Genomic DNA, 16972 nt, shown 5'->3' on the forward strand with positions numbered 1-16972 from the left:
GGTCAATGCACCAGAGAATTGGGAGACGATGATGGCCGCTGCATCCAGGCTTCGAAGGCTTGCACTGGTAATGGCCGACTGATCAGGTAGCCCTGCACGCTGTCGCAGTTCCAGCGCTCGAGCAAATCCAGGCTGCGCTGCAGCTCGACGCCTTCTGCCACTACCGTGAGGCCAAGGCTGTGGCTCATCTCGATGGTCGAGCGCACGATCATGGCGTCTTCGCTGGTTTCGTGCAGGTCGCGAATAAAAGCCTGGTCGATCTTCAATTCCTGCACCGGCATGCGCTTGAGCTGGGTGAGCGATGAGTAGCCGGTGCCGAAGTCGTCCACCGACAGGCAGATGTCTTTCTCGCGCAGCCCGTGCAGCACCTGCAGCGCCACAGTCGGGTTGAGCATCACGCCGCTTTCGGTGATCTCGAACGTCAGCTGTGAGCCGGGTACGTCATGGTGAGCCAGCAGCTCACCGACCCGCGCTGGCAGCTCGGTGTCCAGAAGGTCTTCGGTGGAGATGTTCAGCGACAGCTGCACGGAGAAACCAAGCGTGCGCCAGTGCTGTAACTGCCGCACACCCTCTTCGATCACCCAGGCGCTGAGCAGCTGAATACTGCCGGTGCGCTCCGCCAGCGGAATGAACTCACCCGGCGAGATCATGCCCAGCTGCGGATGTTGCCAGCGCAACAGGCCCTCGGCCTGAATTTTCGTGCGATCACGCAGATCCAGTTTTGGCTGGTAGTGCAGCAATAATTCGTCTTGCTGAGCGGCCCGGCGCAGGTCGCGAATCAGCTGCACCTGACGCTGCAGTGCGATGTCGCGGCCACTTTCGTACACCTGAATCCGCCCTGCATGATGCCCGGCATCCTGCATGGCGATAGCGGCGCGACGTAACAGCTCCTCAGGTGTGGAGCCGTCGGTGGGATAAGCGGCGATGCCAATTCGGCAGTCCAGCGCGAGGTCCACGTTATCTACTTTGAACGGTTTCATGGAAAGCTGCTGGATGCGGTCGGCGGTGGCCACCGCGCTGTCGACATCGGAGCCTTCGAGCAACAGCACGAATTCATCACCCACCAGCCGCGCCATGCTGTCCCTGGGCCGCAGTGCGACCTGAAGCCGGTTGACCAGTTGCTGCACGACACGGTCACCGCCGCCGGCCTCGCAGCTCTCGCTGACCGTGCGGAAATTGCCGATGCCCAGGTACAGCAGAGCGATATGCCGGTCGGCGCTGATCGCGCTGCCCAGGCGCTCGAGCGCCAGATTGCGGTTGGGCAGGCCAGTCAACGAGTCATGCAGCGCGTTGTAGGCCAGCTGCCGTTCGCGCTCGGCGATGCCGTGCTGCATGCCCTGGAATGCCTTGGCCAAGCTGCCCAGCTCGTCGGCTCGGTCAAGGGCCAGCGGGACGTCGTAATCGCCCTTCCCGACCCGGTCTGCGGCGTCTGCCAGACGGCGGATCGGTCGCGACAAACTGCGCGCCAGCAGCAAGGCACCGACCAGCGATGCCACCAGCGCAGCCATGGCGATCAACAAAATCTTCTGATTGAGCGCAGCGATGGAGTTACGCGCCTCTTCCAGCGAACGCTGCAAAAGCGCCTGCACGCGGAAGCCATCTCCGCTGGCCAATACCAAACGCTGCACCAGAAATGGCTCGCCGCCGTGCAGCACTTCGCCGCTGTCGCCCTCGAATCTGATCATCGGCATGTCATCGAGCGTGCTCACGCGCACATCAGGCTGCCCTTCCATGCTGCCGGTCAGGGTCAGATCCAGGTGCGTCAGTTGATTCAACTCACGGGCGAAGCTGTCATCAATGGCGAACCCCATGACCAGGCGAGCGATCGGCAGCGGCGCGCTGACAGTGGCCTGCACCAGCAAATAGATGCTGCCATCGAACGGCATTAGAAAACTTTGTCCCTGACCGCTCAGCTGCGCGTTGATCTGTTCGGCACGAGCAGCAGACAGGGGGGCCAGCGTATTGGCAGTCAGCTTGCCGTCCATGTTGAACATCATCACCACGCCGGCGTTGATGCGCGCGCCCTGGTTCAACAGCGCCGAGCGAATGGTCGCCTCGTCATCACTGGCCACCGCCTCGCGAAAGCCAAAATCGGTAGTCAGCACCTGCACCGCGTCCTTGAGCTGGCGCGCGTGCATATCGAGCAATTGCCCGAACATGGCGGTGCCCACATCCAGCTGCTCGCGGGCCTGGGTGCGGATCGAGGCGTTCGTGGCAGCCTGCACGGCAAAGTAAAGAGCGCCGATCACTACCAGCAACAGCAGGATCAACACACTGGCAATGCGCGCCTGAAAGCTAGTGCGAACCATGTTCTACGGCTTTCTTGAACGCGTCACCAAAGGCGCTGGCGGGCTCGCCGGGCGGTTCGATTTCGCTGGGAGCCTCGATTGGCAATTGGAAGCGCTGCTGTACGGCAGTAGCACCGACCGTCACGCTGCCGCCCTGCTGAGGCAGCATGGACGGCAATGCCGAATGCCAAAGCGTCACGCGGTAATCCCCTGCTGGCAGGTTGTCGATGGTGAGCTTGCCCTGGGCGTCACTGACGGCGAACCAGGGATCATCGGTGATGTATACGTAGCCGACCATCCAGTCGTGAATGTTGCAGCCGAGCACCACCAGCCCAGGCTTGTCGAACACCACCGGCGCGCTGGGCGTGCCCTGATACAGACGTAACTCGAAGCGCTTGGGCGCAGAGAACGAATACACGTGGTGACGGATGTCGTCACTGTTCGGGAAGGTCACCGCGGTGCCGGTGCGCACGGCCAGTACGCTGGGCACGAAGCGCATTTCATGCTGGTCGACCACAGCCTTGCCAGGGGCAGCGGCGCCAACCGCCGAGCCTTGCAGAGTGACCACTGCATTGGCCAGCGGTGCGCCCTTGGAGTCCACCAGCTCGCCCTGCAGGCTGGCGGCCTGGACAGCGGCCAGCGAGGCAAATAACAGCGGCAGTGTGAGGAAAAACCGTTTGATCATGATGAACTCGTCCAGGACACGCCGGCTTCTATCGAGACCGCTACGCGCGCTCTTCGGTGATGTGAAGGGCTGCCGGAAAGATTAGCTGGCGGAATGGATAAGATCACGCTTTTATCGAGATAAGCAGAGGCAAAATGCCACTAGCCAGCCGGATAACGGACGAAATGCCGCGCGCCAGCCGCCGAAGCGGCTATTCGCAACCGCGCAGGCGTTTCGGGGTCAAGCCGAGATAGCGGCGCATTGCGGTGGTCAGCGCGCTCTGGCTGGAGAAACCGCACTCTTCAGCGATGCGGATCAAGGGCAGGCCACTTTCGCGCAGCAGCCGCGTGGCATAGTCGAGGCGCGCCTTGAGCAGATATTGATGCGGTGTGAGGCCAACGCTGTCCTTGAACTGGGCGTGGAAATGGCTGGGGCTCAGGCACGCGACGTGCGCCAGCTCGGCGACACTGATGCGCCGCGCCAGATTGCTGCCGATGTAGGCATCGAGGCGCTGCACATCCAGTGAACCGTGTCCGCGCTCGGCCTGCTCGCCGAATACCCGAAGGTGCAAGGCGCGCAGCAGCACGCCGCCCAGCGAGCGCGCCAGCAGCGGATCAGTGCCGTAGCGCTCCAGCTCAGCACCTGCATAGCACAGCAAATGTTGGAAGTCGGCATCCAGCTGCGGATAACGCGGCGTGTCGAACAAATGGCCGAGCAGTTGCAGGTCTTCGGCAGACATATCCTGATCGTTGAGGTCGACGATCAGCATGCGGTTATCGCCGATGCCGGCGAACTGGTGATCGGCATCGCCGGGCACCAGGCAGGCACGCATTCGGCACACCTCGCCGCCGCGCCCCACTACCTCGAATTCGGCACGCCCGGACACCGACATCACCAACTGATGGTGGTCGTGAGTGTGTTCGTGGGCCTGGTCGTCCAGGCGCATGAGGCGGGCGTTGAGCATGATTCGCGACTCGATGAGCGAAGCGAGCACTCTACCGCGTTGCATGCAAAAACTGTATGGGCCACGACCGGTGGAAAGCGTGGCAGTGCAAGGAACATTCGCACACAGGCTGTGGCCAGCCTGCACACGAATAAATGTTGAAAAAAGCCGGCAACCCCCCATCTAACACTCAACGTGAAAAGACAGGTGCCGCATGAACGAACCGCAAGATATCGAGATCGCTTCGGAGCAGACCAGCCACAGCCTGATGCTGCCCGGCCAGAATCTGCCGGACAAACTCTATGTGATTCCGATCCACAATCGGCCGTTCTTCCCCGCACAAGTACTGCCGGTGATCCTCAACGAGGAACACTGGGCAGAAACCCTGGAGCTGGTCAGCAAGACCGAACACCGCACCCTGGCCCTTTTTTACGTCGATCAGCCGGTCACTGACCCGCGCCATTTCGATACGTCCAGCCTGCCGGAGCACGGCACCGTGGTGCGCGTGCATCACATCAGCAACGACGACGGCAAATTGCAATTCGTCGCTCAGGGCCTGACCCGCGTGCGCATCCGCGGCTGGCTCAAGCATCACCGCCCGCCCTACCTGGCCGAAGTCGAGTACCCGCGCAACGCCAATGACTCGCGTGACGAGGTGAAGGCCTATGGCATGGCGTTGATCAACGTGATCAAAGAGCTGCTGCCGCTCAACCCGCTGTACAACGAGGAGTTGAAGAACTACCTCAACCGCTTCAGCCCCAACGAGCCCTCGCCGCTCAGCGACTTCGCCGCCGCGCTGACCACGGCGCCGTCGAAGGAACTGCAGGAAGTGCTCGATACCGTGCCAATTCTCAAGCGCATGGAAAAAGTGCTGCCGTTGCTGCGCAAGGAAGTCGAAGTAGCGCGCCTGCAGCACGAGCTGTCCGCCGAGGTGAACCGTTCGGTGGGCGAGCATCAGCGCGAGTTCTTCCTCAAGGAACAGCTGAAGATCATCCAGCAGGAACTCGGTATCACCAAGGATGACCGCAGCGCCGATGCCGAGCAGTTCAGCCAGCGCCTGGAAGGCAAGACCCTGCCCGACCAGGCGCGCAAGCGCATCGATGATGAGATGAACAAGCTTTCGGTGCTGGAAACCGGCTCACCTGAATACTCGGTAACCCGCAATTACCTGGACTGGGCCACCAGTGTGCCGTGGGGCGTGGTCGGCAAGGACAAACTCGACCTCAAACACGCCCGCAACGTGCTCGATGACCACCATGCCGGCATGGACGACATCAAGGAGCGCATCACTGAGTTCCTTGCTGTCGGTGCCTTCAAGGGCGAGATCGCCGGCTCCATTGTGCTGCTGGTCGGCCCGCCCGGCGTCGGCAAGACCAGCATCGGCAAATCCATCGCGGAATCCCTGGGCCGCCCGTTCTATCGCTTTTCCGTCGGCGGCATGCGCGACGAAGCCGAGATCAAGGGCCACCGCCGCACCTACATCGGCGCCCTGCCCGGCAAGCTGGTGCAGGCGCTCAAGGATGTCGAGGTGATGAACCCGGTGATCATGCTCGACGAAATCGACAAGATGGGCAGCAGCTTCCAGGGCGACCCGGCCTCGGCGTTGCTGGAAACGCTGGACCCGGAGCAGAACGTCGAATTCCTCGACCACTATCTGGATCTGCGCCTGGACCTCTCCAAGGTGCTGTTCGTGTGTACCGCCAACACCCTGGACTCGATCCCCGGCCCGCTGCTCGATCGCATGGAGGTGATTCGCCTGTCCGGCTATATCACCGAAGAAAAACTGGCAATCGCCAAACGTCACCTGTGGCCCAAACAACTGAACAAGGCCGGCGTATCGCCCAAACAGCTGTCGATCAGCGACAGCGCGCTGCGTGCGCTGATCGAGGGTTATGCCCGTGAAGCTGGCGTGCGCCAGCTGGAGAAGCAGCTCGGCAAGCTGGTGCGCAAAGCCGTGGTGAAGCTGCTCGAAGACCCGCAGAGCAAGGTCAAGATCGCTGCCAAGGACCTGGAGCAGTACCTGGGTATGCCGGTATTCCGCAGCGAGCAAGTGCTTTCCGGCGTTGGTGTGATCACCGGCCTGGCGTGGACCAGCATGGGCGGCGCCACGCTGCCGATCGAGGCGACACGTGTGCATACCCTGAACCGCGGCTTCAAGCTCACCGGCCAGCTCGGCGAGGTCATGAAGGAGTCGGCGGAAATCGCCTACAGCTACATCAGCTCCAACCTGAAGACCTACAAGGGCGACACGGCCTTCTTCGATCAGGCACTGGTGCACATGCACGTACCAGAAGGCGCCACGCCCAAGGATGGCCCGAGCGCGGGTGTAACCATGGCCAGCGCTCTGCTGTCTCTGGCCCGTAACCAGGCGCCGAAAAAAGGCGTGGCCATGACTGGCGAGTTGACCCTCACCGGCCAGGTACTGGCGATTGGCGGCGTGCGCGAGAAGGTTATCGCCGCGCGCCGGCAGAAAATCTACGAGCTGATCCTGCCCGAGGCCAACCGCGGTTCCTACGAGGAACTGCCGGAATACCTCAAGGAAGGCATCACCGTGCATTTCGCCAAACGCTACAGCGATGTCGCCAAGGTGCTGTTCGACTAAGTCGGCTGCTCAACCTGCTGACATGACGCGGATTCGTGTCATGTCAGCAGGGTTATCCCACCCCTTACTTGACGACGGCCGCATCCGCTGCGGCCGATTCGACGAGCCCCTCCCGCATCCGCTGCGCATCACCCACGAAACAGCGGCAAGCCTGCAGCAGCGCCAGCATGGTCAACAGCAAGGCCACCGGCACCAGGTAGAGGGCATCGTGCAGGCCAACCGCCTTGAAGGTTTCGCTCATCTCGTCGGCACCTGCCGCCAGCATGGCTGCCGAGGAAAAGTGGTCGGACAGCAGCCCTACTGCAATAGGCCCCAGGCCTCCACCCAGCAGATACAACCCCGCGAAATACAGCGCCATGGCAGTCGCCCGCAGACGCGGCTCGATCACGTCCTGAATCGCGGTATAGACGCAGGTATAAAAGTTGTAGGCGAACAGCCAGCCGAGGCTGAACAGCGCCACGAACAAGCCGATCTCGATGCGCCCTGCATAGAGGCCATAGCCGGTACATAGGGTGGCGACGAGCATGCTGAAAGCGGCAAACAGCAAACGCCCGTTGCGGTATTTCTGATGAATCCGGTCGGCGATCCAGCCACCCAGCGTCAGGCCGACCAGCCCAGTGAGGCCGACGATCACGCCGGTTGCGACTGCCGCTTCCTGCAGCGGCATCAGAAAGTAGCGCTGCAGCATCGGCACCATGAACGAGTTACAGGCGTAGGTGGCGAAGTTGAACGCCAAGCCAGCAAGCACCAGCCACCAGAACGTGGGAATGCGCAGCACCTTGCGCAGCGGTTGGCTGACCGGTGTGGCAGCCACCTGAATATCCTCGGCAGCGCCGCGCCGCGGCTCCTTGATGAAGAACACGAACACCGCGAGGATCAGCCCCGGTACCGCCGCGATGAAGAACGGCGCGCGCCAGCTGTCGAACGCGGCAACCATCGCACCGATGGAGAAGAACGCCAGCAACAGTCCCAGCGGCAGGCCGAGCATGAAGATGCCCATCGCCCGCGCCCGTTTGTGGGCCGGAAATAGATCACCGATCAGCGAATTGGCGGCCGGTGCGTAGCTCGCCTCACCAATCCCGATGCCCATGCGAATGAGCAGGAAGCTCCAGTAATTCCAGGCCAGGCCGTTCACCGCAGTCAACGCGCTCCAGGCCGCCAGGCCCCAGCCCATGATCTTGCGACGCGAGCCAGTGTCGGCCATGCGCCCCAATGGCAGGCCGGCGATGGCGTACACCAAGGTGAATGCGGTGCCGATCATGCCCAGCTGAAAATCACTCAGCCGCCATTCCATGCGGATCGGTTCGATGATGATCGCGGGAATAGTGCGGTCGAAAAAGTTGAACAGGTTGGCGAGGAACAGCAAAAACAGGATGCGCCACGCATTCGCGGCTTGCTGGGTCTGCGACATGACGGTGCTCTCTTATTGTTGTTGGAGCCCAAGCCGTCGCCGGCCCTGGCGTATTCATGTTGGCCCCGAATGAGCGGCAGCCCCATGATCATTCGTCATGCTTATGAGGGGCGATGGCGTTGGCGCCACGGCATGAGGAGTAAAGCAGATCGATCAAAAATCGATTTGTGCTGTCAGAAAGCCGCCCGGAAGCCGAAGGGCTGCGCTTGCGATACTGCGCGCATCACGCCCAGCCCAAAGGGCGGCCGATAGCACCAGACAGAGGCATTAAGGAGAACGGGATGACCCGAACCGACAAGGAACACTTCATCGGGCTCGAATGGCTGCGCTTCATACTCGGCCTGTACATCGTGGTCTTCCATACGCTGCACAATTATGCGGAACAGAAGCTGCCGATCATCAAGCAGCTCAGCGGCGTCGGCTTCTTCGCCACCAGCACTTTCTTCGTGTTATCCGGGTTTCTGCTCGCCCACGTGTATTGCAAGCGCGGCGACCTGCGCGAGCCAGCGATGAGCTTCTGGAGCAAACGCTTCGCCAACCTGTATCCGCTGCACATCTTTTCCCTGCTGCTGACCATTGCGGTCATCTTCATCATCAGCAACCTGGGCATTCCGCCGGACGAGACCAAGGCCACCATCCGTTTCGTGGTGTACGACACCAACGAAGACATGTCCGGTATCTCGCGCACCACGCTCGAGCACTTCATGGGCAACGGCGAGCTGGCGTTCAATACCGTGCTGCAACTGTTCATGCTGCAGGCCTGGAACCCGCTCTATCTGACCTTCAACCCGCCACTCTGGTCGATTTCCACGCTGTTCTTCTTCTACCTGACCTTTCCGTTCGTGGCGCCGCGCCTGGCGCGCCTCAAGCACAAGGTACTGTGGCTTGGCGTGCTGACGCTGATTTACATGATTCCGCCGATCTACGTGATCCTCAACGGCGATTTCGGCATGCCCTTTACCGGCATCCTGCACCGCAACCCGCTGGTGCGCCTGCCGGAGTTTCTGGCCGGCATCCTTGCCTATGGGCTGTTTCGCGACATGCGCGACGCCGGTCGCCAACCGGGCGCTGCCGGCATTGGCCTGATGATCGCGACCGTGCTGACCTGCTTTTTCGGCGCCGCCTGGCTGGTCGAAGGTGAGCAGTACTGGTACTACCTGCTGCACAACGGCCTGTTGCTGCCCTCGCAGATGATGTTGATCTATCTGTGCGCGCTGATGCCTTCGCCGAGCAGTGAGCCGGTGCGCCGCTGGTCGCAGCGCCTGGGGGCGGCCTCGCTGCCGCTATTCGTGCTCCACGTACCGGCGTTCACGCTCTTTTCACGGTCGGAAAAGGTGCTCGGCGTGGCGTCTGGCGAGTGCTTCGCCAACTGGAGCGAGTGCGCAATCCAGGCCGGTGAACAGACCTTGTCGATCGCCCTCTACCCGCTGTTCCTGCTACTTACCGTGATTCTCTGCGTATGGGCCCAGGAGAACGCTGTAGTGCCGACCCGCAAGCAGTTGCTCAAGTGGCTGCCGGTGAGGCGTAGCACATCCTGAGCGAAGCGGGAGAAATTCCGAGGAATCATCCGCAAGCATGGCGGTCGGAATGAGATGTTCGGCCCACCGTGCCGCTGTTTCTACTGTTTTCTGGAGGGATCCGTGATCCTCAAAACCGTCAAGGCATCTGTCCGTCACAGCATGCTTCCAGCCGCGCTGTGCCTGGCCTGCACCACCTCGCTGTTCAGTGTTCACGCACTGGCTTTTTCGCTCGACGATGTCGCTTCACAGGCCAAGGAGTTGCTCGACAAGCCCTATGTAGCGCCCGCCAGCACGCTGCCCAATGAGCTGCGAACGCTGCAGTTCGCCGATTACCAGAAGATCAAGGCGCGTGAAGACAACTACCAGTGGGCCGACAGCAAGACCCCGTTCAAGCTGAGCTTCTATCACCAGGGCATGCATTTCGACAGCCCGGTGAAACTCAACGAAGTGACCGCGACCAGCGTCAATGAAATCAAATACGACCCTGAGCGTTTCGACTTCGGTGACCTGAAGATCGATAAAGGCGCCGTCAAGGATATCGGCTACGCCGGTTTCCGCGTCATGTACCCGATCAACAACAAAGACCATTCCGACGAAATCATGAGCCTGCTGGGCGCCAGCTATTTCCGGGTGATTGGCAAGGATCAGGTGTACGGCTCGTCGGCCCGCGGGCTGGCCATCGACACCGCGCTGCCGAGTGGCGAAGAATTCCCCTACTTTCGCGAGTTCTGGATCGAGCGGCCCAAGGCAGAAGACAAGCACCTGGTGATCTTCGCTCTGCTCGACTCGCCCCGCGCTACGGGCGCCTATCGCTTCATCCTGCGCCCCGGCAAGGATGCAGTAGTCGATGTGCAATCGCGGGTATTCCTGCGTGACAACGTCAACAAACTCGGCGTCGCGCCGCTGACCAGCATGTTCCTCTATGGCCCTAGCCAGCGCTCGAGCAAGCCCAACTACCGGCCTGCCCTGCACGACGCCAACGGCCTGGCGATCCATACCGGCAACGACGAGCACATCTGGCGCCCGCTCAACAATCCGCAGAACCTCGCTGTGAGCACCTTCGAAGTCGAGAACCCGAAAGGCTTCGGCCTGCTGCAGCGCGGCCGCGACTTCGCTCAGTATGAAGACCTCGACGACCGCTACGAGCAACGTCCCAGCGTATGGATCGAACCCAAGGGTGATTGGGGCAAGGGCAAGGTCGAGCTGGTAGAGATTCCGACGCCGGATGAAACCAACGACAACATCGTGGCGTTCTTCACGCCTGACGAGCAGCCCAAGCCAGGCGAGCCGATGGAGTTCGACTACCGCATGCACTGGACCAAGGACGAGCGCGCTCAGTTGGGCAATGACACGGCCTGGGTCAAACAGACCATGCGCAGCGCCGGTGAAGTCAAACAGCCCAACCTCACCCGCAAGCTCGACGGCAGCATTGCCCTGCTGGTGGATTTCCAGGGGCCGTCCCTTGCCAAGCTCAAGCCTGACACGGCGGTAACATCCAACTTCAGCGTCAACGACAACGCTGAGCTGCTGGATAACCAGCTGCAGTACAACCCCGCAACCAAAGGCTGGCGCCTGGCGTTGCGCTTCAAGGTCAAAGACCCCAAGCAAGCGGTAGAAATGCGCGCAGCTCTGGTCGAGGGTGACGAAACCCTCAGCGAAACCTGGAGCTATCAACTCCCGCCTAACACGGTTACTCCCCAATGAAAAACGCCGAGCAGTCCGCCCTGGACGAGTACCTGGACAGCCTGCCGCTGAGTGCCACCGAGCGTGAAGCCCTGGCAGACTGCCGCGATTTTACCGACCTGCACAGCCGCCTCGCCGGTGAGCAGGCGGCTGGCGCTGAAGAGGCCGTTCACAAGTCGGCTGCCCGCCGGATCGAGCTTGGCGCCGGCGAGCCGCTGGAAGCTACCGGCCTGCTCTCACTGGACGCCGCTGGCCGACCGATCCTGCGCGCCGCGCCGCCGTTGCGCCGCACCAAGATGACGCCGGAACCGTGGCGCACCAACCTGCTGACCCGCGGTTTTCGCTCGCTATTCGGCAAAAGCAATCCGCCACGCCCGCCCAAACGCGAACTGACGCCGGCACGCTGGCGCCGGGTCGGCTCGTTGCGCCGCTACGTGTTGCTGCTGCTGATGCTCGGGCAGACTGCAGTCGCCACCTGGTACATGAACAGCATCCTGCCCTATCAGGGCTGGGCGCTGATCAACCTGCAGGAAGTCATGGAGCAAGGCTGGCAGGCCAGCTTGCTACAAGTGCTGCCCTACGTGGTGCAAGGCAGCATTCTTGCGCTGTTCTCGCTGCTCTTCTGCTGGGTGTCGGCGGGTTTCTGGACAGCCCTGATGGGCTTCTGGGAGTTGCTGCGCGGCTATGACCGCTACGGTATTTCCGGCAGCAGCGCCGGCGACGAGAAGATCGACGCCAAGGCCCGCACCGCGATCATCATGCCGATCTGCAACGAGGACGTGCCGCGAGTCTTCGCCGGCCTGCGCGCTACCTACGAATCGGTCGCCGCTTCCGGCGAGCTGGATCAGTTTGACTTCTTCGTGCTCAGCGACACTGGCGATGCCGACATTGCAGTCGCCGAACAACGCGCGTGGCTGGAGCTGTGTCAGGAAACCAAGGGTTTCGGCAATATTTTCTACCGTCGTCGCCGCCGTCGCGTGAAGCGCAAGAGCGGTAATATCGATGACTTCTGCCGCCGCTGGGGCGATGACTACCGCTATATGGTGGTGCTCGATGCCGACAGCGTGATGAGCGGCGAATGCCTGACCAAACTGGTACGGCTGATGGAGGCCAATCCCGAGGCCGGCATCATCCAGACGTCGCCGAAAGCCGCGGGCATGAACACCCTTTATGCGCGCCTGCAGCAGTTCGCTACCCGCGCCTATGGCCCGCTGTTCACCGCTGGCCTGCATTACTGGCAGCTGGGCGAATCCCATTACTGGGGCCACAACGCGATCATCCGCATGCAGCCATTCATCGAGCATTGCGCCCTGGCTCCGCTGCCAGGCAAAGGCTCGTTCGCTGGCGCCATCATGTCCCACGACTTCGTCGAAGCCTCGCTGATGCGCCGTGCCGGCTGGGGCGTATGGATCGCCTACGACCTGCCGGGCAGCTATGAAGAACTGCCGCCCAACCTGATCGACGAACTGCAGCGCGACCGCCGTTGGTGCCATGGCAACCTGATGAACTTCCGCCTGTTTCTGGTCAAGGGCATGCACCCGGTGCACCGTGCGGTGTTTCTCACCGGCGTGATGTCCTACCTGTCGGCACCGCTGTGGTTCATGTTCCTGCTGCTTTCCACGGCGCTGCTGGCCATCCACACGCTGATGGAACCGCAGTACTTTCTGGTACCAGGCCAGCTGTTCCCGGTATGGCCACGTTGGAACCCGCAACTGGCCGTGACATTGTTTTCCACCACCCTGACCCTGCTGTTCCTGCCCAAGCTGCTTGCCGTGATCCTCATCTGGATCAAGGGCGCCAAGGCCTACGGCGGCGCTTTCAAGGCGACGTTGAGCATGCTGCTGGAAATGTTCTTTTCGGTGCTGCTGGCGCCGGTGCGCATGCTCTTCCACACCATGTTCGTGACTGCGGCGTTCCTGGGCTGGTCGGCCACCTGGAATTCGCCGCAGCGTGACAATGGCATCACCACCTGGGGCGACGCCACGCGCCGCCACGGTTGGCAGGCATTGCTGGGTATCGTGTGGACAGCGGGCGTGGCCTGGCTTGACCCGAACTTCCTGTGGTGGCTGTCGCCAATCGTGGTGTCGCTGATGCTGTCGATTCCGGTCTCGGTGTTCTCCAGCCGCCTGAGCCTGGGCCTGCGCAGCAAGAGCAGCAAGTTGTTCCTGATCCCCGAAGAATCCAACCCACCGCAGGAGCTGCTCTCTACTTACGCCTACACCCGGCATAACCGCGACCACGCGATGGAGAATGGCTTTCTGGAAGCGGTGCTGCGGCCCTTCCCGAATGCGTTGGCCTGCGCCATGGCGACTGCCCGACATGGCGAAGCGGCGCTGATCGAGCGCGCCCGCCAGCGAGCGCTGCAGGAGGCACTGGAACTCGGCCCGAAAAAACTCGACGGCAAGCGCAAGCTGGCGTTGCTCAGCGATCCGGTGCTGCTCGCTCGCCTGCATGCGCACTTGTGGCAGCAGGCCGAACAGCATCCGTTGTGGCGCCATGCCTACAACCAGAGCGCGCCGCAGCAGGCCGGCCAGGCCAACCTGGCGCTCAAGATGCCAGAGGTCGGCGTCTCCTCACCCCTGGTCAACTGACCGCCACGCGGTCATCCAATCAAGGCTGGCACGGGTATCGTCTCCTTCGGGGCGGTACTCGGCGCCCAGCCAGCCTTGATAACCGACCTCCTTCAACGCCTTGCGCAACGCGACGAAGTTCACGTCGCCACTGCCCGGCGCGCCTCGCCCCGGGCAATCCGCGAATTGCACATGGCCGATCTGACCGGCCAGCGTCTCCACGGCACTGACAGGATCAATCCCCTGGCGTGCCATGTGATAGATATCCAGCTGAGCCCGAAAATTGCCATGCCCGACCTGCGCCAGCAGTGCCTGCAGATGCGTCGGCGTGTTGACCAGAAAACCCGGCATGTCGATAGGGTTGATCGCCTCGCTCACCACTCCGATGCCCAAGGTCTGAAACGCCTCGGCGGCTTTGCGGATATTGCCGACCAGCGTCGCCATTGCGTGCTCAGGCGCAACACCCGCGGCCAAACGCCCGGGCAATACGTTGATGAGCTGCGGCCGCACCATGGCCGCATAGGTCAGCGACTCCTGCAAGGCGAGATCGAAAGCGGCCTGTCGCTCTGGCACTGCCGCCAACCCTGGCCCGCCAGTGACGAAGTCGCCGCCTGGAAAATTCATCAGCACCAGCGGCATGCCCGCTCGCGCCAGCTGGTCTTGCAAACGCAACGCCGGGATTTCGTAGGGAAACTGAATTTCCACCCCATCGAAACCCGCCGCGGCAGCTGCCACGATGCGCTCCAGTAGCGGACGCTCGGTGAACAGCATGGTCAGATTGGCGGACAGCTTCATGCATCACTCCGTACTGCAGCACGTTAGAAAGACAGCGCGAATCAGCTGCGCTTATAAACCATCTTTTTCCAGATGATCGAGGTCGACCGGATCGCCGCTGTGGGCATCCAGCCGCTGGCGAATGTCTTCGAACATCAGATCGAATTCTTCATGCTCGTGACTGATCAGCAGCACATGCGTCGGCAGGCCATGCTTGTGAGCCAGCCGGCTGACCACGCTGGCAAAGTTGAAAGCGGTATCACGGTGCAGCTCGAACGATTCATCGAACGCCGTGCCGGCGATATCGCCTTTGAGGGTCATGTGCAGCATCGGCCCTTCGACCGCATCCTTGCGCACTTCGTAGTGCAGGTCGATGGCGTAAGTGGGCGTGTCACTCGTCGCTAAACTGTTACCACGATGTAAATGGCCGGGCTCGTACATGACTGGTCTCCTCTGCTGAGCGTGTCATTTGAACGCCTGGCAGGCGTCGAATCCTCAGCATAGACACCTCGCCGCGACAATGATGCCGGCGCCGGCGTGCACGTTATTGGTGCATGCCGCGCCCCTAAAGAGAGCAGAAGAAAAGCAATTCGGTCCTGGAAGGCCCATTCCAGAGCGGCTAGAGCCGAATCACGCAGATCACGCTACTTTCCAGCGCGCTCCTGCACCAGCACCCAAGGCGCCACAACCACGGCCCAAAGCGATGGATCACGGGCAAGCAGATCCTGGGCGTGGGTGTCGTTCATCACGGCCACTCGCCCCGACTCCAGCCAGGCGGCGACGGTGTCGTGATGGTTTTCGGCAATAGCCTCGGCAACCGCAATCAGATCCGCGCCACTGTCGACCCACAGCAATGCGCCGCGTGCAAAGAAGGGTTGCAGCTCCTGCCAGGTGATAGGCGCAGTCTCGCCGAGCAATTTGGCATAGAGGGTGCTTGGTTCAGTGTGCATGGCAGATTCCAATGTAGAGAGCCGTTTTTAAGCGGCCGCCATGATAACGACGGAGCGCGCGCAGGCAACCTGTGTCAACCATCCGCCAGTCTGGAATCCGCCGTTTTTCTATACATTTCTTGCAATTACGCGACATTCTTACCCTACGCTCGCAATTGCCGCCTTTCCAAGGCGCAAATCTGCGCTCTACACTGTATCGGTACAGTTGCCGGGGGTATGGTCTGGATGTCGACTCCGGTTCTGCTGCTTTGGCTACCAGAACTACAACAATGAACACAACGAGTGGAGCACTAATGAACGCTACTAAGCAGGTTTCCAAACTGTTCGCCGCTATGGCCCTCGCTGGCGCTGCCAGCTACTCGGTCGCTGCCGACACCATCAAGATCGCCATGGCAGGTCCGGTCACCGGTGCTGTTGCCCAGTACGGCGAAATGCAGTTCGTCGGTGCCAAAATGGCCATCGAGCAAATCAACAAGGCCGGCGGCGTCAACGGTGCTCAGCTCGAAGGCGTGGTCTACGATGACGCGTGCGATCCCAAGCAAGCCGTGGCTGTTGCCAACAAGATCGTCAACGATGGCGCCAAGTTCGTCATTGGCCACCTGTGCTCCAGCTCCACTCAGCCTGCTTCGGACATTTACGAAGACGAAGGCATCCTGATGGTTACTCCGGCTGCCACCAGCCCGGAAATCACCGCCCGTGGCTACGAACTGATCTTCCGCACCATCGGTCTGGACAGCCTGCAGGGCCCAACCGCCGGTAATTTCATCGCTGATCACGTTAAACCGAAGAACGTTGCGGTCATTCATGACAAGCAGCAGTACGGTGAAGGCATCGCTAGCGCCGTCAAGCAAACCCTGGAATCCAAAGGCGTGAAAGTCGGCCTGTTCGAAGGCATCAACGCCGGCGACAAGGACTTCTCCTCGCTGATCGCCAAGCTCAAGCAGCAAGGCGTGGACTTCGTCTATTACGGCGGCTACCACCCGGAACTGGGCCTGCTGCTGCGTCAGTCCAAGGAAAAAGGCCTGGACGTTCGCTTCATGGGCCCGGAAGGCGTCGGCAACAAGGAAATCTCGGCCATCGCCGGCCCGGCTTCCGAAGGCATGCTGGTCACCCTGCCGCAGTCTTTCGACCAGGATCCGAAGAACAAGGCGCTGGTTGAAGCGTTCAAGGCCAAGAACGAAGACCCGAGTGGTCCGTTCGTGTTCCCGGCCTACGCCGCTGTGCAGGTCATCGCGGGTGGCATCGAGAAAGCCGGCAGCACCGACACCGCCGAAGTAGCGGCCGCACTGCGCGCCAACACTTTCGAAACCCCGACTGGCACCCTCGGCTTCGACGAGAAAGGTGACCTGAAAGACTTCAACTTCGTGGTTTACGAATGGCACCAGGACGGCACCAAGAGCGAAGCCAAGTAAGTCCCCGCCAAAGAAGCTGATTCATGAGCTAGCGAGCTAGCGCCCTGCACGGCAGGAACAGGTTAGGAAGCGCAGCGTACGTGTGTACATGCGCATTCCAGGCCTGGTCTTAACGCAGCAGGGCCAATTCGCAGCAGATCATGGACAGCTTCTTA

At 61.4% G+C, this 16972-nt stretch carries 12 protein-coding genes; 5 read left to right on the forward strand and 7 right to left on the reverse strand.

Annotated features, from left to right (window positions below):
• Nucleotides 1–2: 2 nt before the first annotated feature.
• From BLS60_RS11600 to BLS60_RS11610, 3 genes are all read right to left on the reverse strand, one after another.
• Nucleotides 3–2309, reverse strand: a complete 2307-nt coding sequence (locus BLS60_RS11600; RefSeq protein ID WP_070883211.1) for a bifunctional diguanylate cyclase/phosphodiesterase — start codon at nucleotides 2307–2309, stop codon at nucleotides 3–5.
• Nucleotides 2296–2973: a hypothetical protein gene (locus tag BLS60_RS11605; RefSeq protein ID WP_070883212.1), complete on the reverse strand. Its 678-nt coding sequence runs from the start codon at nucleotides 2971–2973 to the stop codon at nucleotides 2296–2298. Before BLS60_RS11605 ends, BLS60_RS11600 begins: the two co-directional genes overlap by 14 nt.
• Before the next feature lie 190 nt (nucleotides 2974–3163).
• Nucleotides 3164–3916: an AraC family transcriptional regulator gene (locus tag BLS60_RS11610; RefSeq protein ID WP_092368102.1), complete on the reverse strand. Its 753-nt coding sequence runs from the start codon at nucleotides 3914–3916 to the stop codon at nucleotides 3164–3166.
• Nucleotides 3917–4109: 193 nt separating this feature from the next.
• On the opposite strand from BLS60_RS11610, the gene lon reads away from it, so the two are divergent.
• Nucleotides 4110–6497, forward strand: coding sequence for an endopeptidase La (gene lon / locus BLS60_RS11615; protein WP_070883214.1), 2388 nt, complete (start codon nucleotides 4110–4112; stop codon nucleotides 6495–6497).
• A 64-nt stretch (nucleotides 6498–6561) separates the two neighbouring features.
• On the opposite strand, the gene BLS60_RS11620 is transcribed toward lon, so the two are convergent.
• Nucleotides 6562–7908: a spinster family MFS transporter gene (locus BLS60_RS11620; protein ID WP_092368105.1), complete on the reverse strand. Its 1347-nt coding sequence runs from the start codon at nucleotides 7906–7908 to the stop codon at nucleotides 6562–6564.
• 281 nt (nucleotides 7909–8189) lie between these two features.
• Between BLS60_RS11620 and BLS60_RS11625 the strand changes: the two genes are divergently transcribed.
• From BLS60_RS11625 to mdoH, 3 genes are all read left to right on the forward strand, one after another.
• Nucleotides 8190–9446, forward strand: coding sequence for an acyltransferase family protein (locus BLS60_RS11625; RefSeq protein ID WP_092368108.1), 1257 nt, complete (start codon nucleotides 8190–8192; stop codon nucleotides 9444–9446).
• Between the two features lie 141 nt (nucleotides 9447–9587).
• Nucleotides 9588–11132 carry a glucan biosynthesis protein G gene (locus BLS60_RS11630; protein ID WP_092368251.1) on the forward strand — a complete coding sequence of 515 codons (1545 nt, stop codon included), beginning with the start codon at nucleotides 9588–9590 and terminating at the stop codon, nucleotides 11130–11132.
• Nucleotides 11129–13702 carry a glucans biosynthesis glucosyltransferase MdoH gene (gene mdoH, locus BLS60_RS11635; RefSeq protein WP_070883217.1) on the forward strand — a complete coding sequence of 858 codons (2574 nt, stop codon included), beginning with the start codon at nucleotides 11129–11131 and terminating at the stop codon, nucleotides 13700–13702. The genes BLS60_RS11630 and mdoH overlap by 4 nt, the downstream gene beginning before the upstream one ends.
• Here the strand turns inward: mdoH and BLS60_RS11640 are convergent.
• The 3 genes from BLS60_RS11640 to BLS60_RS11650 all read right to left on the reverse strand — a co-directional run bounded on the left by BLS60_RS11640 (nucleotide 13685) and on the right by BLS60_RS11650 (nucleotide 15405).
• Nucleotides 13685–14476, reverse strand: coding sequence for a hydroxypyruvate isomerase family protein (locus tag BLS60_RS11640; protein ID WP_092368111.1), 792 nt, complete (start codon nucleotides 14474–14476; stop codon nucleotides 13685–13687). The two genes, mdoH and BLS60_RS11640, sit on opposite strands and share 18 nt — an antisense overlap.
• Nucleotides 14477–14527: 51 nt before the next feature.
• The gene (locus BLS60_RS11645) at nucleotides 14528–14896 is read right to left on the reverse strand and encodes a DUF5064 family protein (RefSeq protein ID WP_092368114.1); all 369 of its coding nucleotides are present in this window, start codon (nucleotides 14894–14896) and stop codon (nucleotides 14528–14530) included.
• Nucleotides 14897–15099: 203 nt separating this feature from the next.
• Complete coding sequence (locus BLS60_RS11650; RefSeq protein WP_092368117.1) at nucleotides 15100–15405, reverse strand: DUF2288 domain-containing protein; 306 nt, start codon at nucleotides 15403–15405, stop codon at nucleotides 15100–15102.
• A 293-nt stretch (nucleotides 15406–15698) separates the two neighbouring features.
• On the opposite strand from BLS60_RS11650, the gene BLS60_RS11655 reads away from it, so the two are divergent.
• Nucleotides 15699–16817, forward strand: coding sequence for a branched-chain amino acid ABC transporter substrate-binding protein (locus BLS60_RS11655; protein WP_092368120.1), 1119 nt, complete (start codon nucleotides 15699–15701; stop codon nucleotides 16815–16817).
• The last annotated feature ends 155 nt before the right edge of the window (nucleotides 16818–16972 follow it).

The sequence above is a fragment of the Phytopseudomonas seleniipraecipitans genome (genome assembly GCF_900102335.1).
GTDB classification, from domain to species: Bacteria; Pseudomonadota; Gammaproteobacteria; order Pseudomonadales; family Pseudomonadaceae; genus Aquipseudomonas; species Aquipseudomonas seleniipraecipitans.